We start from the raw sequence: 26061 nt of genomic DNA on the forward strand, positions 1-26061 counted from the left end.
ATTTTGTAGAATAAAAAAAAACACTACCTTTGCACCGCAATCACGAGAGATTGCTTACCTGAAAATAATGAATTGCCCAGGTGGCGGAATTGGTAGACGCGCACGTTTCAGGTGCGTGTGTCGCGAGGCGTGCAGGTTCGAGTCCTGTTCTGGGCACTTCCGAAAAGCGGACAACTGTAAAGTTGCCCGCTTTTTTTATATCTGTTTTTTTTATATATTTACGCCAAAATAGAGAGGATGCAGCAGTATACAGAAGATGAATTAGTAGAACAGCTACGGGATCCGGCCAGGCAAAGGGATGCTTTTGCCCGGGTGGTGAATCTTTATGGGGAAAAGTTGTACTGGCAGATACGGAAGATGGTGTTGAGTCATGATGATGCCAACGATCTTTTGCAGAATACATTTCTGAAGGCCTGGACGAATATAGACTATTTCCGGGGCGAGGCAAAGTTATCTACCTGGCTATATAAAATTGCAATCAATGAATGTATTACTTTTCTGAACCGTCAGCGGAATATGAATAACGTGTCGATCGACGATACGGATGTCTTTTTGCTGGAACGGCTGAAAGGAGACGAATACTTTGATGGTGATGAAGCACAGCTGAAGTTGCAGAATGCAATTCTTACTTTGCCGGAGAAACAACGTTTAGTGTTTACCATGAAATACTTTGACGAGATGAAGTATGAAGATATGTCGGATATTCTGGGGACTTCGGTTGGTGCCCTGAAAGCCTCTTATCATCATGCAGTAAAAAAAGTCGAGGAGTTTTTAACAAAAGACATTTAAACCTTTTGGACGGAAGCTCGTCAAAGGTGTATTAAAACGCAGGAGTATGGAAAAAGAACAAAACAATCTGGATCGTTTTAAAGGAAAAAATCCTTTTACCGTGCCCGACGGGTACATGGAGGATTTGACGGCTAATATAATGAGCCAGCTGCCTGAGAAACCGCAAGTAGAGGCGAAAAAGATCTCTATGATGGATCGTATGCGTCCGTGGTTGTATATGGCTGCTGTATTTGCCGGGCTGGGGCTGTTCTTTAAAGCAATTGTCGGTATCGACGGTGAGCAAAGTAAAACAGATACATTATTAGTGCAGTCTAACGATGCATCTGCAACAATATCTGCTATACAGGAAGCTGAAAATGAGGAATACCTGGAGTATCTGGAAGCACAGTACACGGATTATCTTTTAGCAGAAGAATTGGGTAATTATGAATAATTTGACGAAAAAAAGAAGTTATTAGCATATTTTTGTAATAATACTTGTATGAATAAAATATTTTTTATTACATTTGTGGCGATTTCAGTATTGTTCTCTTCGAAAGTGTTGGCGCAGGGAGATAAAGAACATCGACATTTTGACAAAGAAGCCTATCAGGCAAAGAGAAGTGCTTTTATTACAGCTGAAGTAGGTCTTACACCGGAAGAAGCAGCAGCTTTTATTCCGTTATGTAACGAGTTGCAACAGAAGATGTTTGAAGTCGGTCGTGAATGCCGTAAACTGACGAAAGAAATGAGACATAAGAAGTCTCCGACAGAGTCCGATTATTCAAAGGTTAACGATGAATGTCTCGGAGTAAAGTTGAAAGAGGCTGCTCTGGAAAAAGAATATTACGAGAAATTCAAAAAGATATTATCGCCTGAGAAACTTTATAAATACCGGCGGGCAGAATATAAGTTTGCACGGAGTTTTATGAAAGGGCCGGACGATAAGAAAGATGAAAACAAGAAAAAATAAAATATTATCATTATTTGTGTTTTTTGTTTAGATTTAGTTTTGGCGTTTAAGTTAAGGGAGGGGTGGCGACGTGATGTCGGTTCCCCTTTTGTTTTTTATAACCCTTTCGATTTGGCTTCGTTCCATATCTTATCCATTTCTTCCAACGGCATTTCTTTCAATGAACATCCCTGTTTGATAGTATGATCTTCCAGGTAATTGAAACGGCGGATAAATTTCTGGTTCGTGCGTTCCAGTGCATTGTCGGGATTGATCTTATACAGGCGGGCGGCATTGATCAGACTGAAGAATAAGTCACCGAATTCGCCTTCCATCTTGTCAGCATCCATCTTGTCGATTTCCTCTTTCAGCTCGGTAAATTCCTCGTGTACTTTATCCCATACCTGATCGCGTTGTTCCCAGTCGAAGCCTACGTTGCGTGCTTTGTCCTGGATGCGGTGTGCTTTGACAACAGACGGGAGAGAGGCGGGGACACCTTCCAGGACGGTTTTGTTGCCACCTTTTTCTTTTAGTTTTATTTGTTCCCAGCTTTGTTCCACCTTCTGGGGCGTATCGGCAGATGCATCGCCGAAAACGTGCGGATGGCGGAAGATCAGTTTCTGGCAGAGGCTGTCGCATACATCCTTGATGTCGAATGCTTCTTTCTCTTCGCCTATTTTAGCATAGAAGACGATATGCAGGAGCAGGTCGCCCAACTCTTTTTTGATGTTATTGTTATCGTTCTTCATAATGGCGTCGCACAATTCGTAAGTTTCTTCGATCGTGTTGGTACGCAGGCTCTCATTTGTTTGTTTTCTGTCCCAGGGACATTTTACCCGGAGTTCATCCAGGATGTCGAGCAGTTGCCCGAAGGCTTCCATTTTTTCTTGTTTCGTTGACATATTATAAAGGCGGATAGACCACGCCAGGGTTTATAGTTATAAAAAAGGGGTAGGCAAAACCTACCCCTCTATGGTGTTTTATTTACTTTGCTCTTTAAATGTCTTCAATCCGTTTTCAAGGAATTGCACATATTTCGATACATCTTCGTTGAAAGCATAGGATGGGCCGAGCGGTTGGCCTTCGTCGTTCAGCAGGATATAGAACGGTTGGGCGTTAGCACCGAATTTGCTTCGTTGCAGGTAGCTCCATTTGTCACCGATCGTTTTCAGCTTACGCACTTTGCCATGTTCTTCGATCTCGATCGGATGCAGCAGTTTAGTTTTATCGTCGACCATCAGGGTGATCAGGACGTAATCTTTTTCCAGTAACTGTTTTACTTTCGGATCTGTCCATACAGAGGCTTCCATCTTACGGCAGTTGACACAGCCGAAACCGGAGAAGTCGATCATCACCGGCTTATTTACCCGTTTGGCATAAGCCATACCGCTTTCGTAATCATCGAAAGCTGCATGTACTTCATCGTCATACAAGCTGAAATCCTGTGTGTACAAAGGAGGAGCGAAGGCACTGATCGATTTCAGCGGTGCACCCCAAAGCCCCGGAACCATATAAACGGCAAAACCGAATGAAATGATTGCCATGAACAGGCGCGGTACAGATACATATTTCACATCGCTGTCGTGGCTGAACTTGATCTTGCCTAAGAGGTAGAAGCCCAACAGAACGAATATCACAATCCATAATACGATAAAAACTTCACGATCCAGCAAACGCCAGCCGTAAGCCAAGTCGGCAACAGAAAGGAATTTCAGTGCCAGAGCCAGTTCCAGGAAGCCTAATACAACCTTTACGGAGTTCAGCCAACCGCCTGATTTAGGCATACTTTGCAGCATATTCGGGAAGATGGCGAACAAACTGAACGGAATGGACAATGCTAATGCGAATCCGAACATTCCGATAGCCGGGCCAACTGCGTTACCCATAGATGCAGCTTGAACCAGCAATGTTCCGATGATCGGGCCGGTACAAGAGAAGGATACCAATACCAACGTAAACGACATAAAGAAGATACTCAATATACCGGTTGTCGAGTCTGCTTTGCTATCCAGCTTAGTAGTCCATGAGGCAGGTAATACCATTTCGAATGCTCCGAAGAACGAAATAGCAAATACTACCAGTAGCAGGAAGAATATGATATTGAAGATCGCGTTCGTTGATAAGTCGTTCAGCGCACTGGCTCCGAATATACCGGTGATCAGTAATCCCATAACCAGATAGATAACGATGATGGAAAGACCGTAAGTCAATGCATCGCGGATGGCTTTCTTCCGGTCTTTGGTGCGTTTCAGGAAGAAGCTGACCGTCATCGGGATCATAGGCCATACACAAGGTGTCAGCAGGGCGATCAATCCACCCAGGAACCCGGCGAAGAAGATAAACAACCAGGAAGTATCTGTGGCTGTAACAGTTGTATCACCGAATGCTTTCAGGTTGTCGATGACCGGTGTCCAGAGAGCAGCGTCGTCTGTCAGCTCATTGGCTATCTTTGCCGGGCTGGAAATTATATTATCGGTCTTTGCAACCGGATCGGGAGTCGTAAGCGTTTCTGCTTCTTGCGCCACCTGTTCGGTATCCGGTTGGATAGCCGTTACATCCTCTTTGTCGATTGCCGGGGCATCCGACGGCAAGGTCAGTTTTGTATTCTTTGCGTCGAAAGTAAAGCTTACACGATCAGGAGGTAAACAAGTCTCGTCGTTGCAGGCCATGAATTCAACCTCCCCTTCAATCTTGAATTTCTTCGGATCGGTGATTTTGACTTTTTGAGTGAATGAAACCGTTCCCGGATACCAACGGAGATCCATCGCGAACAGTTCGTCATAAACTACAGTCGGTTTAACGGATGAAACCGGTTGTCCGATCAATTCGGCCCCTTTTAAAGTCTCGAATGTGAATGAAGTAGAAACGGGCCCTCCCTCAGGCAGATTCATATCGTACAAATGCCATCCCTTCTCAGAGGTAGCGGTAAACACGATTTCTTTTTCGGCAGTTTTGGAGTCCTCCAGTTTGATTTTCCACTTGACAGGCTGATGTATCTGCGCCTGTACAGCCAGTGTTACGAACACCAGCAAAAAGATGCTAAAGAGTTTCTTCATACTTTGTCTATATTTCTGTCTTAGTTATTTAGCTAATGAAATGAAAGCATCCGGAATACGTGTTTCAAAACGCATCTCTTCACCTGTTGCCGGATGAATAAAGAAGAGCCGTCGGGCATGAAGCATCAGCCGTCCGGCGGGATCAGTTTCTGCGCCGTACTTGTAATCGCCGGCGATGGGATGTCCGATAGATTCCATCTGGACACGTATCTGGTTTTTGCGGCCTGTCTCCAGGTCGAGTTCCAGTAATGAGTAATGGCCATTGCTATGTAGCACATGGTAGCGGGTGATGGCTTCCTTTCCGTCGCCGTCGACAGCTACATATACCTGCATCTTGGCATTTTCAACCAGGTTGGAGACGATCAGGTCGGAGTCTTTTTCCGGCTTGCCTTCCACAACAGCGACATACGCACGTTGGGTAATGGCTGAATTCCAGTTCGACTGCAATGCTTTCTGCACACGTTGGTTTTTGGCGAACATCATCAGCCCCGATGTATCACGGTCGAGACGGTGCAGGACAAATATTTTATTATTAGGATCGCTCTTTTTCACGTAATCGCTAAGCAGATGATAAGCGGTACGTTCTTTTACACGGTCGCTGGAGACGGACATGAGCCCGCTTTTCTTGTTGACCACTATCAGGTCGTCATCTTCCCAGACAATGTGTAATAGCGGATTGGTAAACTCCACTTTCCCCCGTTCGTAACTGATCTCGACTTCGTCTCCCGGCACTAAAGGAGCGTTGAACTGGGAAGTAACCTTCCCGTTTATCAAGATTTGTCCGTGGCCTAATAGCGCTTTAACGGAACTTTTGCTCTGTTGGCTCAGCAATTCGAAAAGGAAAGGAAGAAGAGTATTCTCTTCCTTCACCGATACTTTGCGTCCGCGAGGGGCTTTTTTTAGATTTGTGTCTTTGTAACCTGAGCGTCTTCCCATTTTATTTCGTAAATAATTCACAAAGATACTGGCATTTGCGGAATGTTGCAAGCCGTGTTTATATATCTTAGTTATTAATCTGTAAGGGATGCCTTATTTTGTGATTTTTTTCATAGTTGGCACGTGTTTGTACGGGCTTCTTTTGCCAAGATTTTGATTTAAATCTTACATTTGTAGAAAAATATAAGAACAACTTGCTGTTTTTCAGACGTAACATATCGACCTATTCCGACAGTGATCTGGTGCGATTATATAAGGAAACCGGGGAAAGCGATTACTTCGGTGAATTGTATAACCGCTATATCCCGTTGATCTATGGGCTGTGTCTGAAATACTTGCAGGAAGAGGTCAAGGCACAGGATGCTGTGATGCAATTATTTGAAGACCTGCTGCCTAAATTGTCACGTTACGAGATACGGGAGTTCAGAACCTGGATTTACAGTGTCGCGAAGAACCATTGTTTCCAGTTGCTCCGGAAAGAAAATCCGGAGATAGCAACCGATTTCGACCAACAATTTGTGGAAACGTACGATATTTTGCATCTATTAGACAAGGAAGAGACAAGCGACGATGCCCGTACGGCAGCCCTCAAACATTGCATGGAGAAACTGCCCGAACCGCAGCAACGTTGTATCCTCTCTTTCTTTATGGAAGAAATGTCGTACGCCGATATCATGGAACAGACCGGATATCAGCTGAAGAGCGTAAAAAGTTATATCCAGAATGGTAAACGCAATCTGAAAAGTTGTATTGAAAAGAGAATGGCGCAATGAAAAATCTGATGCAATACATACAAGGTTCACGAAAAGGCAAGGAAGCCCATCGCCTGGAGATAGAGGCGATGAAAGACCCTTTCCTTTCGGAAGCGCTCGACGGTTACCAGTCCGTCGAGGGCAACCATGTGGAAAGTATTGAAGAGATGCGCCGCCGGATCTCCCGCCGTACCCGTTCCCGTCGCGACAGCATAACGAAATGGAGTATTGCCGCCAGTCTGTTGATTTGTATAGGTTTCGGCAGCTACTTCTGGCTGAACCGTCAACCGGGGGTACCTGTACAATCACCGTTGGCAGTAGTGACGGAAGAAGAGGCAGCTCCGTTGGAACAGGCACAGGTAGAACCGTTTGCCGCTGCTCCTGCTATGGCTCAACTGGAAGCCCGGTCTATTGCGGATGATGACGTGGCTGTGGCCGATCGCCGTCCCCGCCCTGTTGTCGGTGAGGAAGCCTATCAGGAATATCTGAAAAAAGAACTGATCCATCCACAGGACTCTCTTTGCAAGGACGTTAGCGGAACCGTAATAGTAGAATTTCATATCAACGAACAAGGTCGTCCTGTCGACCTGGCAGTCAAACAAAGTCTTTGCGAGTCGGTCGATAAGGAAGCAATTCGCCTGATAGAGAAAGGGCCTGACTGGGAGGTGGATACGATGATGGTGTCCATGCCCGTTGTTTTTGTTCCGTAGACTCTCATATACAGATAGATATAGGTAAAAGTTTATATTCTCCGTAATATGTTGGGGGAAACTCTGAATAACATAGTCCTGAGAGAACTCGGTCATAACAAAATCCCTTTTGTCCGGTTTTCGGTAGAATAAGACCTTTTTAAGGTTGAAGCAGCATTAAAAAACAAGTTCTTTTTTAGGGAAAAAGCAAGGAATTTAACGAATTGTTTCTATTTTTACCGGAGAATTACCACAGTTCTCTCAGAACTCGGTTAAAAAATACACTCTTATTAATATTAACGACAATGTCTCGAAGAGCCTTGTTTTATCTTCTGTTTTTCATACTCGGAGCTACAGCTTTTGCAGCTGTTCCCGACACATTGTTGTTGCATATGTACGACAACCCGATGCACCACCTGTATCAGGTTCGCGAAAAGAGCGAGGAAGACCGGAGCAAATACCTGTTTAATGCCGATACATTGTTTTATAGGTATGCCACCGAAGGATATGCCGCTTTGCCGGACGAATTATACTATTATTACCGTGATTATGTCTCCTATATGAGCTTGGAAGAAGCAGAAAAAGAAGTGGAGCGTATGCGTGATGCCGCCCGCCGCTATAAGAGCAAAGCGCTGGCCAACGAAGCAGACCTGATGAAAGTTTCGGTACTCGATTATTATGAAGACAGCCTTTTGCAGGTCTGTAACCGGATTGTCAGGGAGGTAGCCGTGAGGGCCGGAAAAGAAGGCGATGCCGTATCCCGAATACGGGCGATGAACTTCGATTTTATATCCAACTATCGCACCGGGCATTATGCCTATGCCTTTGCTTTCGCCCCCCGCGTTGTAGAGGAACTCAATAAACTGACCGACCGGCAATATACCGAGCGGCGGGAAATGTTTTTCCATTTGGGACGGGCCTATATGGATTTCCGTGATTATCCCCGTGCGCTCTCTTACCTTCGTGAAGCGCTGGTCGATACGACCCGTTTCTTTTTCGACCGTTCCAATATCCGCGCCCGTGTGGAGTTGGGCAACTATTTCCGTACGGAGCAGCAGCTCGACTCGTCCGATTACTATTTCCGTTCCATTATAACCAGCCGCGATATGATCAAATTCCGTCCCTATTACGATCATCTGGCTTTGGTCGAACTGGGGTATAACCTGTATTTGAGAGGATCGTACGATAATGCGGCCGATTATTACCGCTATGCCGCCGACTTTGCCTGCAAGGAGGGTTACCATACCCTGGCCGCCACGATCTTCACCGGACTGGGCGAAGTGTGTCAGGTAAAGAAAGACCCGGTGCAGGTAAAAGCCATGATCGACTCGGCCTTTGTCTACCTGCATAAAGGAAAGGCCGGAGCCGACAATTCCGTGTATCTTCGGTTGTATCCGTTGATGTATAAATATTATGCAGAGAAGGGCAATATGCCGTTGTTTCAGGCTTACCTCGATTCGGCAACCGTTGTCCGTCACCGGCGGGAAGAACGGTTCAATGCACAGGTCTTGCTCCGGGCGGAACAGGAGGTGGCGGCACAACGGGAGGAGACCGCAGCCCACCGGATCGCCATGCAACGCCGATTGCTGGGATGGATTACGGCCGGCTGTGTGTTGCTTGCTGCCGGATTGCTTGTATTATGGATGTTCTACCGGCAAAAACGGAGCGCTTACCGTATCCTGGTAGAGCGTAGCCGCGAATGGGCCCGGAAGCAGACGGTAGGGGAGTTACCGTTGTCTGTTGCCGACGACGACCGTCTGTTGATGCACCGGGTGCATGTTTTACTGGAAGAGGAACACCTTTACCGCGATCCCGACCTGACGCTCGACTCGATGGCAACCCGGCTCGATGTACACCGCAATACCCTTTCGAGAGTAATCAATCTCATCCAGAACCAAAATTTCAACCAGTATATTAACGACTTCCGCCTGCGTGAAGTGATCGAACGGTTGTCCGATCCCGCCGACAGTGCGACCATCCTCGACATTGCTTTCTCTGTCGGTTTCAGGAGCCAGCAAACATTCTACCGTCTTTTCAAAACCGAAACCGGCCTTTCCCCCGCCCTCTTCCGCAAGAACAGTGCCCGGTAACCGGCTTTTTAAAAGATAATTACATGCAAAAAAGAAATAAGGCTTTCTTCTTATAATAGCTTTTTCAGCTCTTCAATATCCGGCAGGGCTTTACGAAGTCGTTCCGGCATATCCCGGGATGCGCGGTAAGTTGCAACTCCCATTGGTTTATTATAGTCACGAACAGCAAATTCCACAAAGGTTTGGTTCATCTCTCTGCAAAGGATTATTCCTATAGATGGATTTTCATGCGGCTTTCTGATATGCGTATCTAAAGCTGATAGATAAGTATTCAGTTGTCCTAAATAGGATGCACGAAATTTACCGGTTTTCAACTCGACCGCAACCAACGAATTAAGTTCTCGATTGAAAAATAGCAAATCAATAAACATTTCTTCTTCGGCAACCTCTATACGAAATTGATTACCTATAAAACTGAAATCCTGCCCGAAGGTCATGATAAACTTCTTCACATTGGCAACAATAGCCTTTTCTATTACCCGTTCATTCACATCCTTTTCCTGTTCATCCAATTCTTCTACATTGATGAAGTCCAGGAGATATTCATCCTTAAAAGAGCAAACGGCTTTAATCGCCTGCTTAGCATCAGGCAATGTTTGAGTGAAATTGTTAGGTAAAGTTCCTCTATGGTTGTAAAGATCAGCTTTTAAGTAATCTCTTAAAGTATATTTGTTCCAATAGCGAGTAGCGCACTCATGTATATAAAACAGCCGTGCTTCCAACGTTTTAGCTTTGGATATGATTTCGGTGTGATGACTGAAGCCGATTGAAAGGAAGTCTGTCCAATTAAATTCATCAGCCATAGGCTGATGAATTCCTACAAGAAGTAACTTTTCATTCAAAACCAAATCATCAGCCACTGGCTGATGATTTAAAACCTGATCCCATTCCTCATAGAAAATACGCATATATCTTATGCTTGTTGCCGAAAATCCCCTTAGTCCCGGTAATTCTTTCTGCAACATGGACGATATTTGTTCAATAGCCCCTTTACCCCAAAAGCCTTTGCGGGAGTTCTCCGACACATAACGACCGATACCATAATAAAGAGATAGCTGTTCCTTGTTCACCGATAAGACTGCACGGTACTGACTACGTAGAATAGCTTCTTTAATGGTCTTAACTGCTTCAATATAATTCTGATCTATATCCATTTGCACTTGGTGTTATTGTTTGCAAAAGTATAAAAATAATACTGGCAAAAAGAAAGTAAAGATATTTTTCTCCTTCTTATCGCTTCGTTCAGGCCTTTCCCCAGCGCTTTTCCGCAAAAACAGCGCCCGGTAACCGGCATAGGTATTCTTATCATTATTCTTCCGGATAGAGGTATTCCTATCAATAGTTTATTTTTCATGGTAAAAAAGAGTTCTCAAATTGTAATTTGGGAAGAATTGTTCAGATGGAAAACGGATATTTGGACAAATTCATAATAATAACAATACAAGATGATGAAAACAAAGAACCTACTTCTGATTGCCATTGCAGTTCTATCACTGTTCGGCTGCAAGTATGATGATGACGCCATTTGGGATGCCGTCAGGAACCTGGAAGAGCGCCTTATTAATTTAGAAGCATGGCAGAAACAAGCCAGTGAAGAAATCGCTCTTTTGAAGGCAATAACCGATGAGAGCGACTATATTCTTTCTGTCGTTCCCGTTATGGAGGGCGAAACCCAAAAGGGATATACTATTACTTTTAAAAAGAGTGGAACCATCACCCTATTGAATGGTCAGAAAGGCGACAAAGGGGATAAAGGCGACACTCCGCTCATCAGCCTGAAACAAGAAAAAGACGGTAACTGGTATTGGACGCTGAATGGCTCCCTGATGACCGATGCCTCCGGTGCACCTATTCGAGCCAACGGAACCAACGGCACTTCGGCCCCGACACCGCAACTGAAAACAGGCCGTCAGTTAAAAGTCGCTTCCGTTGCCGGCTCCTGGCAAGACGATGCCTTCTACCTCTCGGTTGATAATGGAAAGACATGGAATAAAGTGTCCGGTGATAAAGGTGATAAAGGTGATAAAGGCGATAAAGGTAACGCCGGAACAGGCTCGTCTATTTCAATAGATGATTCCAATAATGGCTATGTCATATTTAAAGTGGGAAGTGAAAATATAAAGGTTCCACGCTATAATGCTGCACTGTCTCTGGTTATAACAGATCCTGACGATCAGATAGTAGAAGATGAATATATGAGGTCAATAGCATACGGTAAAACAGCCACCTTCACCTACTCCGGATTGAAATCCGGTTCCACCATTGTTGTGATTGCCCCTACAGGCTGGTCGGCTACTTTGGACAGAGCAAATAGTCGCATCAACATCACTTCCCCATCAGAGTCAGACTGTAGTAGCCATCCGGAATGGGCAGGCCCTGTGGAGACAATTATTCTAGTTTCTGACGGCAGTGGAATGAATGCCCTCCCTATCCGCACGATAGCTTCCGATTATCTCTATTGCAATGCGGATAATCTGATAGCCATGTTGGAAAAAAACCTCAATGTGGAGAATCTGAAAGTCAGTGGAACATTAACATCGGAGCATATGGCTAAAATCAAAGAGTTAAATTCACTAGAGGAGATTGATCTGGAAGATGCGACCTTGGAGGAGATTCCCTACATGCAGTTCGAAGGAAAAGGGTCTCTGACCACCGTGAAGCTACCGAAAGGGTTGAAAAAGATCGGTGTCCGTGCCTTTCAGGGTTGCTCTGCATTATCCGATATCACGATAGGAGATCAAGTCACTGATTTACTTAATTACGCTTTCATAGAATGTAGTTCTTTAAAGAGTATTAATGTTCCGGGATCAGTAAAAAATATCGGTAAGAGTGCGTTCGGAAACTGCTCTAGTTTAAGTACTATAACAATAGAGGAAGGACTGGAAAATATAGACGCTAATGCTTTTTCGGGATGTAAAAGTATAACAAAAATTACACTACCCAGTACTGTGAAGAAGATGTGGACAAGTGTTTTTCTGAATTGCTCCTCGTTGGGCGAATTGCGATGCCTGGCTACAACTCCTCCAGAGTTTGTGGATCTTGGAGATATCGGCAATGCTTTAGGCAGTGGTCTGCCCAAGGTCAAGATAACAGTACCATCTGGATGTGTAGACACTTATAAGAATGCTAATGGATGGAAGCAGTATAGTAATGATATAGAAGCCATGCCTCCGTCATAATGTAGTCGGCAGAATGACGGTGAAAGGATGATGAAATAAACTTAAACCTCTTTTCAAATAAGGAGGAAAGATGAATATTAATTAAAAAATCTGCTTCGGAAAGGAGGTTTATTGGCAGAAGAGATTCATAAAACAAATGTATAATAAATTAAATATTACGATTATGGAAGAAATGGATAAATATGCAAAGACTGATTGCAAAGTAAGAATTATTAATAATACAGATAGAAATATTACTATAGATATTGATGACTACAATGATCTCGATTGGATGGATGGACCTAAGACTGTATTGAATGGACAACCAATAACAAATAATTGTTCTTTTGAGTTTATATTACGAAGTAAAGACTCTAGAACCCGATGCTGGTTTCAGATGAACAATAAATTTGTTAATCCTTCTAATTCAGATGATTACTTTTATGTTGGAATGACGGGAATCGAATTGAAAACAAACGATGGTAGCAGACAAGCAAAACGAGAGGAACGTACCGAATATTACACACAATGTAATATAAAAGTTACTATCAAAATTGAGACACCGACGACCGGGGCTTATTCACTTGATATTACTTATGATAAAGATTGAATGAAATCAGCCCGTCACAGAACTGTATTCGATCCGTCACAGAACCCTATTCAGTCCGTCACTGAATCACATTCGGTCCGTCACTGAATAGGAAACCTCTTTATTAGGAATATTCGTATATAAACACAATATAAATTATGGCGTTTTTTAAGAGAGTTCAACAGAAAATTAACGGGCTTTGGTATCCGAAGTCCGTTACAGTGGGCAAGCCCGTCAACACCAACCAGGTGTCGGCACGGCTGGCCGAAATATCAACCGTCAGCCCAGCCGACACCTTCGCCGTCCTGAAATGCCTCGGCGGTGTATTGGGCGACTTCATGGCGCAGGGCCGTACCGTCAAACTGGACGGGCTGGGCACCTTTTACTTAACCGCCGTTGCCACCAAACAGGGTGTCGATTCGCGGGAAAAGGTAAAAGCCTCTCATATTATCGGCACGCGTGTCCGGTTTATCCCTGAAACGACTCGTACCAGTGGCCGGAAGGTAGCTACCCGTTCCCTCATCTCCGACGATATCTTCTGGGAAGAATGGGGCGGCACCGAATCTCCCGACTCTCCCGATACTCCCGACCCCGACGACCGCCCGGTAATTGAATAATTTCCCGACGATCGCATGGCCTGGTGGGTTAGAAAGAGGTGAACCTATATAACGACACTACATTCATATTTGCCAAGAACTGAAACAAGAAATCAGCAAAGTGATCCGATGATTCGACACTTTGCTGATTCAATATCGTACGAATAAATTACAGTTCATCAATTTCTTCAACAGACAGGCCGGTACATTGGGCTATCGTTTCGATACTGACTCCCTGCTTTTTAAAATTGGCTGCAATCAGTCGTTGCTCTTCTGCTTTGCCTTCCAATATTCCTTCTTTCTTTCCTTCGATCTTCCCTTTCTCCATGCCTTTTTCTATCCCTTCCTCATATTTCGTCTCCATGCAGGCACACAAATCACGTTCGGTGGACAGGCTTAGTTCGTAGGCCAGACGCTCATCAAGGGTCATGCGCTCTATCTCCACGATGCTTTTCAGCTTTTGGAAGATCTGCTCGTTCAGTTCTTTGGGTAATCGTTCCAAGATATCGATATTGTTTAGTACAAATAAAAACTTCTTATATAATGTATCACATTCGGAGAGCTTTAAACCAAACTTGGGCATCTCCAGATAAACTTCCGTCAGCGTATCGCTGAAGGGTATTTTCAGTTCACGGTCCATACGGATCACATCCCAACGATATTTATCGGGGTGGTTCCGGTCCATGATATAGTTTAAAACACAAACGACATACACACGGTTCACCGCATAATTCCAGCGAAGCCGTTTCGGTGGCGTTTGGTTACCTGTCTCCCGATTATCCTTCTGCTCTTTCAACTCCTGCTCCAACTGCTCCTTTGCGTAAGAAGCTTGTTGCTGGATAGCGAAGGAGGCATAGTATAACACTCTGTCAGAGAAATACTTTTGTGAACTTTTCTGCATCTCGACGATGATCATTTCCTCTTTATCGGTCTTGCAGAAGATGTCGAATACCGCTTTGCGGTCATTTCGATTCAATCCCAATACTTCCACATTGCGAAAGGTGATGTCAGTAATCGCTTCGTCAAGCAGACTGTTCAGGAACTTGATAATTATGTCCTTGTTGATCTCGCTTCCGAAAATCATTTTAAATCCCGTATCTGTATAGGGGTTGATAAACTTCTCCTTTGGAGGGAAAAACACTTCGTTCATAGCTAAGATAATTTAGATGGTTGACTCCTGTTGCCACTTTGACAACATGGAATGCGGCAAATATAGATATTCTGCGGAGAATAACAAAGCGATGGGATGTATTTTATGATTATGATTGTCTGTAGTGCTGCTAACTTTTCATTTTATAGACTGAACATGCTATATGATAATATTTTTTGTACCTTTGCGAATCAAAAATAACGGGCTGGCTGGCCTGTATTTAATAAGGATATAATTAGAATAAAACAATATGGAAATTGCAAGTAAGTACAACCCCGCCGAAGTAGAGGGAAAGTGGTATCAGTATTGGTTGGATAACGGCTTCTTCAAGTCGAAACCAGACGGCCGTGAGCCGTACACAATCGTCATTCCGCCCCCTAACGTCACCGGCGTACTTCATATGGGACACATGCTTAACAATACCATTCAGGATATCCTGATCCGCCGTGCCCGTATGTTGGGTAAAAATGCTTGCTGGGTACCCGGTACCGACCATGCCTCTATCGCTACCGAAGCGAAGGTGGTGAACAGACTGGCGCAGCAGGGCATCAAGAAAACAGACCTGACCCGCGACGAGTTCCTGAAACATGCCTGGGAATGGAAGGAAGAACACGGAGGTATCATCCTGAAACAGTTGCGTAAACTGGGTGCATCCTGCGACTGGGACCGTACGGCTTTCACGATGGACGAAAAACGTTCGGAAAGCGTATTGAAAGTATTCGTAGACCTGTTTGAAAAGGGACTGATCTACCGCGGTGTACGTATGGTAAACTGGGATCCGAAAGCCCTGACTGCTCTTTCCGACGAAGAAGTAATTTATAAGGAAGAACATAGCAAACTGTTTTACCTGCGTTATAAAATAGAAGGCGAAGACGGTTATGCCGTAGTGGCAACTACCCGCCCGGAAACGATCATGGGCGATACTGCCATGTGTATCAATCCGAACGACCCGAAGAACCAACATCTGAAAGAAAAGAAAGTGATCGTTCCGCTGGTAAACCGTGTGATCCCGGTTATCGAAGACGATTATGTAGATATCGAATTCGGTACAGGTTGCCTGAAAGTAACTCCGGCACACGACGTAAACGACTATATGCTGGGCGAGAAATATAACTTGCCTTCCATCGATATATTCAACGATAACGGTACCTTGAGTGAAGCGGCCGGCTTGTATATCGGCATGGATCGTTTCGACGTTCGCGAACAGATCGAAAAAGACCTGGCTGCTGCCGGCTTGCTGGAAAAGGTAGAAGCATACGAAAACAAAGTAGGCTATTCCGAACGTACCAGTGTGCCTATCGAACCGAAGCTGTCTATGCAGTGGTTCCTGAAGATGGAACATCTGGCGCAGATCGCCCTCGAACCGGTGATGAAGGATGATATCAAATTCTATCCACCCAAGTTCAAGAATACATACCGTCACTGGATGGAAAATATCAAGGACTGGTGTATCAGCCGTCAGTTATGGTGGGGACACCGTATCCCGGCTTATTACCTGCCGGAAGGTGGTTACGTTGTAGCTGAAACAGCAGAACGGGCTCTGGAACTGGCAAAAGAAAAGACCGGTAACGCTTCCCTGACAATGGCAGACCTTCGTCAGGATGACGATTGTCTGGATACCTGGTTCTCTTCCTGGTTATGGCCGATCTCTTTGTTTGATGGTATCAATAATCCGGATAATGAAGAAATCAACTATTATTATCCGACCAGCGACCTGGTAACAGGGCCGGATATTATCTTCTTCTGGGTGGCCCGTATGATTATGGCCGGTTACGAATACCGGAAAGATATGCCGTTCAAGAATGTTTACTTTACCGGTATCGTTCGTGATAAGCTGGGACGTAAGATGTCCAAGTCGTTAGGTAACTCTCCCGACCCGCTGTTGCTGATCGAACAGTACGGAGCCGATGGCGTTCGTATGGGGCTGATGATGGCTGCACCTGCCGGAAACGATATTCCTTTCGATGAGGCATTGTGTGAACAGGGACGTAACTTCAACAACAAGATATGGAATGCCTTCCGCCTGATCAAAGGTTGGACGGTAGACGATACGATTGCCCAACCAGAAGCTTCGGCTACTGCCGTTAAATGGTTCAAGATGCAGTTGGACAAGACAATAGCCGAAGTGAACGACTCGTTCGACAAATATCGTTTGAGTGAGGCGATGATGGCTGTTTATAAACTGTTCTGGGATGAGTTCTCTTCCTGGTATCTGGAAATGATCAAGCCGGGTTACCAGCTGCCGATCGATAAGGCAACTTACGATGCGACTCTTGGTTTCTTCGATGCCTTGCTTCGTTTGCTTCATCCGTTCATGCCGTTTATCACGGAAGAATTGTGGCAGGCGCTGGAACCGCGTAAAGAAGGCGAAAGCCTGATGGTTGCTTTGATGCCGGAAGTTGCGCCGGTGGATAGCGCTTATCTGGAATCGTTCGAGATCGTCAAAGAGATTGTAAGTGGTGTACGTACCATCCGTTTGCAGAAGAATATACCGAATAAGGATACACTTGAATTGCAGGTGTTGGGTGATCATAGCGATGCATTCAATCCCGTTATTTCCAAGATGTGTAACCTGACGGATATTATCAGGACAGATGATAAGGCTGCCGGTGCGGTTTCCTTCCTGGTTCGTACTACGGAATATGCAGTACCTCTGGGCAACATGATTAATGTGGAAGAAGAACTGGCTAAACTGGCGGAAGAACTGAAATATCAGCAAGGCTTCCTGGCTTCTGTTGCCAAGAAGTTGAGCAACGAAAGCTTTGTAAGCAAAGCGCCTGCCAAGGTAATCGAAATGGAACGCAAGAAACAGGCAGATGCCGAAAGTAAGATCAAATCGATTGAAGAAAGCATTGCTGCCCTGAAAAAGTAAGGGAAGGTTTCTTTATAAAGATATAAAACATCCATGTTTGCTCCTTATTTGGACAAATATGGATGTTTTCGTTTAAATTCCTGGAATAAAAGGAATAATCTATTTGTTTTTTGCTAACTTGCAGGCCTTGATTGTACAAGTTTTGCGGGAAATGAGGGTAATTAGAGGGTATTTGTTAATCTTTTTAGTTTTTGTGTGGGGCTGTACCCTTCCATTAACTATATACGGCGCTGAAGTGATAGAAAAAACGCCTTCACTGGATTCGCTCTTTGCGTTGGCGCAAGCGAATGTTCAACAACAGAAAGGGTTTGATTATACGACACAGTTACTGGAACTGTCTAGGCAGCAAAAAGACAGGCTTCAGGAAGCCAATGCCATGTTTTGTTATGTACGGTATTATTACTCCAAGAATTCGGACAGTATGTATTTCTGGATGCAAAAAGCTTTGCCTTTATTTCTGGAACAGGAGAGATATGTCGAATATTTCCGGATGAAAGCCTGGTATATTTATGTGCTGAACCGGACGAAAAGGAATGAAGAAGCGCTGAAATACGTATCCGGCCTGAGGGAAGAGGCCGGTCGTTTGAAATTCCCGGAAGGAATGGAGATGGCCAACCAGGCATTGGCCGATTTCTATTTATCCAATAATTTAGGTGAAGAAGGAGTGGCTTTATACGAGGAAGTGATCCGGAGTATGGAGATGCGGAATGCCCCGCTCATCAAAAGGATCAATATTGTCAGGCAGCTGATGAACAAAGCGCTCGACCCGGATATCCGGATGAAATACGTAAAGCGGCTGGATGATTATATACATATATGTAAGAGCAGGAATATGGACTGGCTGGATGAAGAGATACCTCTCTATTATCTGGAATATGTCGCACACCGGCATTATGCTATCGAATATATAAAGAGGAATGAACTTCAGGAGGCCTTGTCTCATCTGAAAAAGGCAGAAGAACTGTTGGGGCAGCATGAGATGTTCAGTTATAAGAATGAATTGCTGACCATTTACGGATATTATTACAAACAAAGCAAACAGTATAACCGCGCGTTGGTTGTTTACGATTCTTTATTGCCGCTTTGGCGTAAGCGGAATACGATGGACTCTTATCTGGAAACATTGCAGGATAAAGCAGACGTTTTGTTGGAAAGCGGAAGAGACAGAGCAGCATCGCTGGCCTATAAAGAATATGCTTTCCTGAACGATTCTTTATCGAAAGTCCGCTTCTATGACGAGCTGGCAGAAATGAAAACGCAGCATGAGGTGGATAAGCTGGAACTGAAAAATAAGCAGATGGATCTGGAAGTTGCCCAGGCGCATTCCCATCTCCTGCAAATGGGGGGAGGAGCGGCTCTTTTATTTGTCTTATGTTGTTTGCTGGGATATATATCGTATAGCCGCCATCGCTATGGTCAGCAATTGAAAGTGGCAAAGGAAAAGGCGGAAGAAGCCGACCGGATGAAATCGGCATTCCTGGCTAATATGAACCATGAGATACGTACGCCGTTGAATGCCATTGTCGGTTTCTCGCAGGTACTGGTAGATGAAGATGATTTGGAAACGCGTCAGGAATATGCGGATATTATCCAAAGTAACAATGAATTGCTTCAGCGTTTGATCGCGGATGTCCTCGATATTTCGAAGATAGAATCCAACACGATGGCTTTGACTTATGCCGAACATGATCTTGCCGTCCTGATGAAAGAGATATATAATGTAATACGGCTCAGGATGCCGGAGGAGGTGGAGCTGGAACTTAATGAATGCCCGCCGCAACTTTTTTGTACAGATCGTAATCGTCTTACGCAAATTCTTACTAACTTGCTGACCAATGCGATTAAGCATACGGAAAAAGGTTTTATCCGCTTTGGTTATCAGGTGACCGCAACTGATATTATCTTTTCAGTGGAAGATTCGGGAGAAGGTATTCCCGAAGATAAGTTGGAAAAGATATTCAGTCGTTTCGTTCAGTTGAATGATTGGAGTAAAGGGGTAGGACTGGGGTTGGCAATTTGTAAAGGCCTTATTACTCAGATGGGTGGGACGATCAGTGTCTCTTCCGTATTTGGTGAAGGTTCTACTTTTACGGTTGTGCTGCCTCTGAAGAAACCGTAATATATTATTTACATTAATTATACCATGAAGAATTCTAGAAGAAACTTTTTTAGACAAGGACTTGCCGGAGCCATATTGTTAGGGGCGGCAGGTGTAGTAAAAGCCGGCTTGCCGGACAGGATCATTCCCAAGGCTGCGAAGTCTGTAAATCCCTGGCGGCTTGGGATGGCGGGCTATACATTTGTTAATTTTGATTTGGATACTACATTAAAGACTTTGGAGAGACTCGATATTCATTATCTTTGTATCAAGGATTTCCATTTGCCGTTTGATAGTACGGATGAGCAGATCAAGGCATTTCATGAAAAATGTGCTGCCCATAAAGTAACAGGATATGCCGTAGGGCCTATCTATATGAAGAGTGAAGAGGAAATCGACCGGGGTTTCGAGTATGCGAAACGTGTAGGGGTGAAGTTGATTGTGGGCGTACCCAATTACGAATTGCTTCCTTATGTGGACAAGAAAGTAAAGGAGTATGATTACCATTATGCGATCCATTTGCATGGGCCCGATATTAAAACTTATCCGGATGCAACGGATGTATGGGAGCATACGAAAGACCTGGATCCGCGTATCGGAATGTGTCTGGATATTGGCCATGATCTGCGTAACGGCTGTAACCCGGTTACCGACCTGAAGAAATATCATACCCGGGTGTTCGATATGCATATTAAGGATGTAACGGATTCGTCGAAAGCGGGTGTAGGCATAGAGATCGGTCGCGGAAAGATCGACTTCCCGGCATTGATGAAGATGATGCGCGAGGTGAACTATACCGGTATGTGCAGCCTGGAATACGAGAAGGATATGAAAGATCCTTTCCTCGGGATCGCAGAGTCGATCGGCTATTTCAAGGCGGTGAGCGATATTGTATAATGTAGGGGCGGACTTTGTTTCGCCCTCTTTTAAACAGAAGAGTGATGAGAAGTGCGTTTTATTTGTTGGCAATTTGCCTGTTGACATCTTGTAGTTCGATCAACTATATGGCGATTGAAACATACAATCCGGCCGAAATAACTTTCCCGGGGAATGTCGGTAAGATACTGGTAGTGAATAATGCAGTACCTCAGCCCGATGATGTAGGCTGCCAGCTAAGCTTGTTCGGTACAAAGCAGGATACCTGTCATGTAAAGGTCGACAGCGCCTTGTTTGATGCTTGTCGCGGATTGGGGAAAGCGATGGTCGACGTTTCTTTCTTTAATGATGTGCTTCTTTATCAGGATGCAACCCGCAAGGATGATGTTTATTATGAAGATAAGAAACTGACTCAGGAGGAGGTCGATGCTTTATGTGATGAAACGGGAGCTGATGCGGTAGTATCGCTGGATCGTATGTTATTCGAGTCTGCAAAAGATGTCGTTGCATTTGCGGAAGGTTATGTGGCCGGAGATATCAGTGTGAAGATGTCGGGAGTAATACGTGCTTATCTGCGTAACAGGCCTAATCCTCTGGCGACTGTTTATGTGACCGACAGCCTTTTCTTTTCGGAAAGTTCTTATAATCAGATCCTGTTGGATCAGATGTTGCCAACGATGGAAAGTGCCGTACGTACGTCGGCCGAGTATATCGGTATGAGAACCAGTCCTAATTTTGTTCCTCACTGGACCCAGGAAACCCGCTGGTTCTATTCCGGCATGGGAGCACGCTGGAAGGAAGCCACTGCTTATGCCCGGACGGAGAAGTGGGATAAGGCGGCCGAGCGGTGGGAACATCTGTACAATAATTCCAATAGTTGGAAGACGCAGGCGAAAGCTGCATCGAACATCGCTTTGGGATATGAGATGAAAAGTGAACTGAAGGAGGCATATGAATGGGCTAAGAAGTCGCATGAGTTATTTAAAAAGAACGAAGGCGGCGAGAGTAAGAATGCCAGTCTTTTATACCTTTACGTAGAGGCTTTGATGAACCGGATACGCTCCGATAAAAAACTTAATATGCAATTTGGAGAATAATATCATATATTCTCCGAATTATTATTACTTTTGACAGACGATTCAAAAAGAATAAAAAAAGAGTTATGAGTGCAAATAATGCAAAGATTCAGTCTGTCCTGGAGACAACCTTTACTTCCGCTATCGGAAAACTGACTGCCGACGATTCCAATAGCTATCACAGTGATCTATATGTCCAGGCAGACCCTGAAAGCGGGGAGCTGCAAATCTATGATGAAGAAGAACGGTTGCTGGACAAGACAATCGTATTCGACTGGGTAGACTGTCCCTGTGATGAAGATAAATTCAATAAACAGGTAGCCAACACCCTGAAATCTGTGCTGACTCTTTTAGTGGCAAAAAATATTTTTGACAGTCCTCATATTACGAAACCTTTCTCTGTAAGCTTAACAGATGAGGATTTCGTTGTAATAGAGGAACTTCTCTTTCTTGACGATGAAGTTTTGCGTGCCGACGATCCGCTGTTGAAAGATTTAGATGCAGATTTAGATGATTTTTTAGCCAAACTTCTTTCAGATGTCGAATAGAGTTTTTACATTTGTGCCCGAATTGAAAAACAAGTAACAAAGAATATATATTCAATGTTGCCGAAATAGCTCAGTTGGTAGAGCAACGCATTCGTAATGCGTAGGTCGCCGGTTCAAGTCCGGCTTTCGGCTCACAATCTCAGGCAGTTATCCAGGAAAGATGACTGCTTTTTTTATTGCTTTTCTGTGCTTTTCGCAGTTTGTTTATACCTGCATTTTTCTACTAATTACGATTTTAAAGTAATCAATACAACAAAATGGATAAAAAAGAAGTGATTTTCGTACTCTTAAATGAGTTTGCCGATTGGGAAGGAGCTTATATCGCTACCTGTCTGAATCTGGGAGTAAAGCCCGGAAGCCCGGTCAACTATACAGTAAAAACAATGTCTGTAACGAAAGACCCTGTTATGTCGATAGGTGGCTTTAAGGTATTGCCCGATTACGACATAAATGATATACCAAAGGATCATTCCGGATTGATATTGATTGGCGGCATGCGTTGGTTCTCGCCCGAAGCAGTACAAATCGTTCCGCTTGTCGAGGAAGCAATCAGGGAGAATAAATTGGTTGCCGGAATATGCAATGCTTCGGTATTTCTTGGGGCAAACGGATTTCTAAACAATGTAAAGCATACAAGCAACGGATTGGATTATCTGAAACAATATGCAGGAGAGAAATATACAGGAGAAGCCGGCTATGTAAACAAACATGCTGTAAGAGACGGAAATATTGTGACTGCCAATGGTACCGCTCCATTGGATTTCTGCCGTGAAATCTTGTATGCATTAGATGCTGATACACCTGAAATAATAGAAGAAAGCTATCAGTTTTACACGAATGGCCTATCGCCGAAGTAATCTCTTAAATAAAGAGACATTTTTTATTTCAGTATGCCTGAAAGTTTTATCTTTGTCCTGTAAATCATCATTATCTATGAATATATGAATGAAACCATTCTGAACGGTTTGCTGAATCTGTTTGCTGTTTTTGCTTCGGCTGTGCGTATCGAGGAGCAGCAGGCAAGCCGTGCGGTTCATTTTTATTTATCCAGTCATTTCGGTGTTCGTTCCCATAAAGAGTATATCGAGTTATATAGTGAGTTGCGCAGTCTGTACGACGACTCGCTTTTTCCTGTAGATAAGGAGAGTGTGGTACGCAATATCTGCGAACAGATGAAGGTGAAGCTGATGGCGGAAGAGCAACTGCTTCTTCTGGTCCGGTTTGTGGAGTTTGCCTATTCGAACAGTGAAGAGTTTGAGAATCATTTACCTCTTTTTCATATTGTAGCGGAGATTTTTGCTATCCCGCAGGAGGAGTTTGATGATATACTGGCCTTTATTACCGGAAAGCCCTCTGCTTCTTTGCTTACTATCAGCGGAGAAGAAACGACGACTGAAAATCATATCACCCGCAAGGGTATGGACGGTTTTATCCGTGTCCTTTTTATCCGGCGGTTTGATAAGCAGATCTTTACTTACTACGGTACGGGAGTCGTTTTCATGAACGATATTCCTTTGTCGCCGGGTATCTTTTATGCTTGGCAACATAGTAGCGTGCTGAAAGGGCCTTTGTTTCTTCCGGTCTATTACAGTGATCTGCTGACTGTTTATAATAAGAATGAACGGAAAGAAACGATCTATCTGAACGGTAGAGATTTGAATTTTACTTTCAAGAACAGTAGTAACGGATTACATAACTTTTCCTTCAATCTGGAGTCGGGACAGTTGGTTGCCATCATGGGAGGAAGCGGAGTGGGGAAATCCACTTTGCTGGGTATCATGAACGGGAATATTCATCCGGATGAAGGTAGTATAACCGTGAACGGTTATCCGCTGGATGCCCCGGAAGCCCGTCAACTGATCGGTTTTGTTCCGCAGGATGACTTGCTGATAGAGGAACTTACCGTTTATCAGAACCTCTGGTTTACGGCTCGTCTCTGTTTTGCCCGCCTTTCAGATACGGAAATCAAGGAAAGGGTCGATGATGTGCTGAAGGAGTTAGACCTGGAAGGAATAAAAGACCTCGAGGTGGGTTCCCCTATCCGCAAAACGATCAGTGGTGGACAACGAAAACGGTTGAATATAGCCCTCGAACTGATCCGTGAGCCGGCTATCCTGTATCTGGACGAACCGACTTCCGGCTTATCTTCATCCGACTCTGAGAAGGTTATCATGCTGTTGAAGGAACAGACGCACCGGGGAAAGCTGGTTGTTGTAAATATCCATCAGCCCTCGTCTGAAATCTATAAGTTATTCGACCGCCTTTGGTTGCTGGATAGGGGCGGTTATCCTATTTATGACGGCAATCCGATTGAAGCGATCATCTATTTCAAACAAGCGGCTAAATATACCGATCCGGATATCAGCGTTTGCAGTACCTGCGGCAATGTAAATCCGGAGCTGATCCTGAATATTATCGACTCAAAGAAGATCGACGACTCCGGTAACCAGACGAATATCCGGAAGTTTACCCCCGAAGAATGGCATGAAAAATATGTATCTTCGCGTCCCTCTTATGGGGCGGTCGAGGAAAAGGAGTTGCCGGATAGTAAGCAGAAAAAGCCTACCTGGTTCAAACAATTCTGTATCTTCTTGGAAAGGAATGTCCGGACGAAGCTGGTTAATAAACAGTATCTGGCCATTATGCTGCTGGAAGCTCCTTTACTGGCGTTGATCGTTGCCCTGCTTACCCGCTATGTCGATGGTGACGAATATACCTTGCTTGCCAATAAGAACTTTGTGTCTTACATCTTCATGTCGGTTATCGTAGTCACTTTTATGGGATTAAGTATAAGTGCCGAAGAGATCATCAAAGACCGGCCTGTCCTGAAACGGGAGCATTTTCTGCGGTTGAGCCGTAGCAGTTACCTTACGTCGAAGATGGTCTATCTGTTGGGAGTATCGGGGCTTCAATCCTTGCTTTTCATTTTGGTAGGAAATACGATTATGGGGGTAGGATGGGAGATGTTCGGTGTTTGGTGGAGTATCCTTTGGGCAACTTCTTTCCTAGCCAACCTGACAGGGTTGATCCTGTCACAGTCGATGAATTCGGTGGTGGCTATTTACATAACGATCCCTCTTCTACTGATCCCGCAGATATTGCTTTGCGGGTTGGTTATCAAGTTCGATGATCTGAATACCCGTGCTTCGAAGGAGAATAAGGTGCCGTTGATCGGAGAGATGATCCCTTCACGCTGGGCTTTCGAAGCATTGATGGTGGAACAGTTTGCCGATAATACCTATAATCAGGCTTACTTTCCGATAGAGAGGGAAAAATATCTGGCGCAGTATTACGAAAACATACATTCGAAAGAGGTACGCCGCCTGGCTGAACAACTGGAAGGGAAAGATGATCCGGATAAACGTCTGACGGTAGAAAACGAACTTGTCGTGTTGGGACGTGCCGCCCGTATCGCTCCCCGTGCTAAAGGAGAAACTTACCTGTCGTATCTGGATAAGGTGGATAAGGCTTTGCATGAACGTGCGCATAACTTTACAGCCTACCTGGATCAGGTGCAAGAGGAAGATATACGTGATAAAGGGGCCGAATGGATCACCGACCAGAAGAAAAAGCATCATAATTCGGCAATCGAAGACTTGGTGATGGGAGCCGGAGGCCGTAGTTTTTATAAGGAGTACGGACATCGTATTTACCCTGCAATCGGACAGATTTATGTTATGCCGGACAATCCGTATGGCAGGGCTCCTTTCTATGCTTATGAGAAAAATCTGGGTGGTATATTAATTTCTACCTATAATTTTAATTTATTGATTATAGGTTTCTTTGCATTATTAGCTATTATCGCTATATTCGCAGAGTTTCCGGGACGTTTCATGAAAGAAGAATAAAAAAGCT

Annotated in this window: 21 protein-coding genes and 2 tRNA genes; 18 read left to right on the forward strand and 5 right to left on the reverse strand. The window is 44.4% G+C overall.

Annotation, left to right across the window (positions count from 1 at the left end):
• The first annotated feature begins 74 nt into the window (after positions 1–74).
• From HMPREF1212_RS02865 to HMPREF1212_RS02880, 4 genes are all read left to right on the forward strand, one after another.
• Positions 75–156: transfer RNA gene (locus HMPREF1212_RS02865), tRNA-Leu, on the forward strand.
• Between the two features lie 81 nt (positions 157–237).
• Positions 238–789, forward strand: a complete 552-nt coding sequence (locus HMPREF1212_RS02870) for an RNA polymerase sigma factor (protein ID WP_028728481.1) — start codon at positions 238–240, stop codon at positions 787–789.
• Positions 790–835: 46 nt separating this feature from the next.
• Positions 836–1222, forward strand: a complete 387-nt coding sequence (locus HMPREF1212_RS02875) for a hypothetical protein (protein ID WP_028728482.1) — start codon at positions 836–838, stop codon at positions 1220–1222.
• A 48-nt stretch (positions 1223–1270) separates the two neighbouring features.
• Positions 1271–1741, forward strand: coding sequence for a hypothetical protein (locus HMPREF1212_RS02880; RefSeq protein WP_028728483.1), 471 nt, complete (start codon positions 1271–1273; stop codon positions 1739–1741).
• 95 nt (positions 1742–1836) lie between these two features.
• On the opposite strand, the gene mazG is transcribed toward HMPREF1212_RS02880, so the two are convergent.
• From mazG to HMPREF1212_RS02895, 3 genes are all read right to left on the reverse strand, one after another.
• Positions 1837–2622, reverse strand: a complete 786-nt coding sequence (gene mazG, locus HMPREF1212_RS02885) for a nucleoside triphosphate pyrophosphohydrolase (RefSeq protein WP_046148363.1) — start codon at positions 2620–2622, stop codon at positions 1837–1839.
• 78 nt (positions 2623–2700) lie between these two features.
• The gene (locus HMPREF1212_RS02890) at positions 2701–4776 is read right to left on the reverse strand and encodes a protein-disulfide reductase DsbD family protein (protein ID WP_046148364.1); all 2076 of its coding nucleotides are present in this window, start codon (positions 4774–4776) and stop codon (positions 2701–2703) included.
• A gap of 24 nt (positions 4777–4800) precedes the next feature.
• The gene (locus tag HMPREF1212_RS02895) at positions 4801–5712 is read right to left on the reverse strand and encodes an RluA family pseudouridine synthase (RefSeq protein ID WP_046148365.1); all 912 of its coding nucleotides are present in this window, start codon (positions 5710–5712) and stop codon (positions 4801–4803) included.
• 194 nt (positions 5713–5906) lie between these two features.
• On the opposite strand from HMPREF1212_RS02895, the gene HMPREF1212_RS02900 reads away from it, so the two are divergent.
• From HMPREF1212_RS02900 to HMPREF1212_RS02910, 3 genes are all read left to right on the forward strand, one after another.
• Positions 5907–6485: an RNA polymerase sigma factor gene (locus HMPREF1212_RS02900; protein WP_046148366.1), complete on the forward strand. Its 579-nt coding sequence runs from the start codon at positions 5907–5909 to the stop codon at positions 6483–6485.
• Complete coding sequence (locus tag HMPREF1212_RS02905) at positions 6482–7174, forward strand: energy transducer TonB (RefSeq protein WP_046148367.1); 693 nt, start codon at positions 6482–6484, stop codon at positions 7172–7174. Before HMPREF1212_RS02900 ends, HMPREF1212_RS02905 begins: the two co-directional genes overlap by 4 nt.
• A 284-nt stretch (positions 7175–7458) precedes the next feature.
• A complete protein-coding gene (locus tag HMPREF1212_RS02910; RefSeq protein WP_046148368.1) occupies positions 7459–9243 on the forward strand; it encodes a helix-turn-helix transcriptional regulator in 1785 nt (594 codons plus the stop codon).
• 50 nt (positions 9244–9293) lie between these two features.
• Here HMPREF1212_RS02910 and HMPREF1212_RS02915 read toward each other — a convergent pair whose 3' ends face one another.
• Positions 9294–10397, reverse strand: coding sequence for a PDDEXK nuclease domain-containing protein (locus HMPREF1212_RS02915; RefSeq protein ID WP_046148369.1), 1104 nt, complete (start codon positions 10395–10397; stop codon positions 9294–9296).
• A 291-nt stretch (positions 10398–10688) separates the two neighbouring features.
• Here HMPREF1212_RS02915 and HMPREF1212_RS02920 point away from each other — a divergent pair, with 291 nt between their 5' ends.
• From HMPREF1212_RS02920 to HMPREF1212_RS02930, 3 genes are all read left to right on the forward strand, one after another.
• Positions 10689–12422, forward strand: coding sequence for a leucine-rich repeat protein (locus HMPREF1212_RS02920; protein WP_046148370.1), 1734 nt, complete (start codon positions 10689–10691; stop codon positions 12420–12422).
• A gap of 163 nt (positions 12423–12585) precedes the next feature.
• The gene (locus HMPREF1212_RS02925) at positions 12586–13011 is read left to right on the forward strand and encodes a hypothetical protein (protein ID WP_157316943.1); all 426 of its coding nucleotides are present in this window, start codon (positions 12586–12588) and stop codon (positions 13009–13011) included.
• Between the two features lie 137 nt (positions 13012–13148).
• Positions 13149–13607 (forward strand): HU family DNA-binding protein, encoded by a 459-nt coding sequence (locus HMPREF1212_RS02930; RefSeq protein ID WP_046148372.1) that lies wholly within the window; start codon positions 13149–13151, stop codon positions 13605–13607.
• A gap of 148 nt (positions 13608–13755) precedes the next feature.
• On the opposite strand, the gene HMPREF1212_RS02935 is transcribed toward HMPREF1212_RS02930, so the two are convergent.
• Positions 13756–14736: an Rpn family recombination-promoting nuclease/putative transposase gene (locus HMPREF1212_RS02935; RefSeq protein WP_046148373.1), complete on the reverse strand. Its 981-nt coding sequence runs from the start codon at positions 14734–14736 to the stop codon at positions 13756–13758.
• Between the two features lie 250 nt (positions 14737–14986).
• Between HMPREF1212_RS02935 and HMPREF1212_RS02940 the strand changes: the two genes are divergently transcribed.
• The 8 genes from HMPREF1212_RS02940 to HMPREF1212_RS02975 all read left to right on the forward strand — a co-directional run bounded on the left by HMPREF1212_RS02940 (position 14987) and on the right by HMPREF1212_RS02975 (position 26054).
• Positions 14987–17608, forward strand: coding sequence for a valine--tRNA ligase (locus HMPREF1212_RS02940; protein ID WP_046148374.1), 2622 nt, complete (start codon positions 14987–14989; stop codon positions 17606–17608).
• Between the two features lie 235 nt (positions 17609–17843).
• Positions 17844–19727, forward strand: a complete 1884-nt coding sequence (locus HMPREF1212_RS02945; protein ID WP_232430038.1) for a sensor histidine kinase — start codon at positions 17844–17846, stop codon at positions 19725–19727.
• Positions 19728–19751: 24 nt separating this feature from the next.
• Positions 19752–20603, forward strand: a complete 852-nt coding sequence (locus tag HMPREF1212_RS02950) for a sugar phosphate isomerase/epimerase family protein (RefSeq protein WP_046148375.1) — start codon at positions 19752–19754, stop codon at positions 20601–20603.
• A gap of 44 nt (positions 20604–20647) precedes the next feature.
• On the forward strand, positions 20648–21679 hold the full coding sequence (locus tag HMPREF1212_RS02955; protein WP_028728497.1) for a DUF6340 family protein: 1032 nt from the start codon (positions 20648–20650) through the stop codon (positions 21677–21679).
• A gap of 65 nt (positions 21680–21744) precedes the next feature.
• The gene (locus HMPREF1212_RS02960) at positions 21745–22206 is read left to right on the forward strand and encodes a hypothetical protein (protein WP_028728498.1); all 462 of its coding nucleotides are present in this window, start codon (positions 21745–21747) and stop codon (positions 22204–22206) included.
• Positions 22207–22265: 59 nt separating this feature from the next.
• Positions 22266–22338 (forward strand) — tRNA-Thr (locus tag HMPREF1212_RS02965).
• A gap of 125 nt (positions 22339–22463) precedes the next feature.
• Positions 22464–23063 (forward strand): type 1 glutamine amidotransferase family protein, encoded by a 600-nt coding sequence (locus HMPREF1212_RS02970; protein WP_046148376.1) that lies wholly within the window; start codon positions 22464–22466, stop codon positions 23061–23063.
• An 84-nt stretch (positions 23064–23147) separates the two neighbouring features.
• Positions 23148–26054 (forward strand): ATP-binding cassette domain-containing protein, encoded by a 2907-nt coding sequence (locus HMPREF1212_RS02975; protein ID WP_046148377.1) that lies wholly within the window; start codon positions 23148–23150, stop codon positions 26052–26054.
• Positions 26055–26061: the final 7 nt, after the last annotated feature.

It is taken from the genome of Parabacteroides sp. HGS0025 (genome assembly GCF_000969845.1).
GTDB lineage: Bacteria > Bacteroidota > Bacteroidia > Bacteroidales > Tannerellaceae > Parabacteroides > Parabacteroides gordonii.

Coding starts and splice junctions, on each gene's coding strand:
- HMPREF1212_RS02940 (WP_046148374.1), top strand. CDS start 14,987: ATGGAAATTGCAAGTAAGTACAACCCCGCCGAAGTAGAGGGAAAGTGG.
- HMPREF1212_RS02925 (WP_157316943.1), top strand. CDS start 12,586: ATGGAAGAAATGGATAAATATGCAAAGACTGATTGCAAAGTAAGAATT.
- HMPREF1212_RS02870 (WP_028728481.1), top strand. CDS start 238: ATGCAGCAGTATACAGAAGATGAATTAGTAGAACAGCTACGGGATCCG.
- HMPREF1212_RS02935 (WP_046148373.1), bottom strand. CDS start 14,736: ATGAACGAAGTGTTTTTCCCTCCAAAGGAGAAGTTTATCAACCCCTAT.
- HMPREF1212_RS02910 (WP_046148368.1), top strand. CDS start 7,459: ATGTCTCGAAGAGCCTTGTTTTATCTTCTGTTTTTCATACTCGGAGCT.
- HMPREF1212_RS02915 (WP_046148369.1), bottom strand. CDS start 10,397: ATGGATATAGATCAGAATTATATTGAAGCAGTTAAGACCATTAAAGAA.
- HMPREF1212_RS02875 (WP_028728482.1), top strand. CDS start 836: ATGGAAAAAGAACAAAACAATCTGGATCGTTTTAAAGGAAAAAATCCT.
- HMPREF1212_RS02950 (WP_046148375.1), top strand. CDS start 19,752: ATGAAGAATTCTAGAAGAAACTTTTTTAGACAAGGACTTGCCGGAGCC.
- HMPREF1212_RS02905 (WP_046148367.1), top strand. CDS start 6,482: ATGAAAAATCTGATGCAATACATACAAGGTTCACGAAAAGGCAAGGAA.
- HMPREF1212_RS02920 (WP_046148370.1), top strand. CDS start 10,689: ATGATGAAAACAAAGAACCTACTTCTGATTGCCATTGCAGTTCTATCA.
- HMPREF1212_RS02930 (WP_046148372.1), top strand. CDS start 13,149: ATGGCGTTTTTTAAGAGAGTTCAACAGAAAATTAACGGGCTTTGGTAT.
- HMPREF1212_RS02975 (WP_046148377.1), top strand. CDS start 23,148: ATGAATGAAACCATTCTGAACGGTTTGCTGAATCTGTTTGCTGTTTTT.
- HMPREF1212_RS02895 (WP_046148365.1), bottom strand. CDS start 5,712: ATGGGAAGACGCTCAGGTTACAAAGACACAAATCTAAAAAAAGCCCCT.
- HMPREF1212_RS02955 (WP_028728497.1), top strand. CDS start 20,648: ATGAGAAGTGCGTTTTATTTGTTGGCAATTTGCCTGTTGACATCTTGT.
- HMPREF1212_RS02970 (WP_046148376.1), top strand. CDS start 22,464: ATGGATAAAAAAGAAGTGATTTTCGTACTCTTAAATGAGTTTGCCGAT.
- mazG (WP_046148363.1), bottom strand. CDS start 2,622: ATGTCAACGAAACAAGAAAAAATGGAAGCCTTCGGGCAACTGCTCGAC.
- HMPREF1212_RS02960 (WP_028728498.1), top strand. CDS start 21,745: ATGAGTGCAAATAATGCAAAGATTCAGTCTGTCCTGGAGACAACCTTT.
- HMPREF1212_RS02880 (WP_028728483.1), top strand. CDS start 1,271: ATGAATAAAATATTTTTTATTACATTTGTGGCGATTTCAGTATTGTTC.
- HMPREF1212_RS02890 (WP_046148364.1), bottom strand. CDS start 4,776: ATGAAGAAACTCTTTAGCATCTTTTTGCTGGTGTTCGTAACACTGGCT.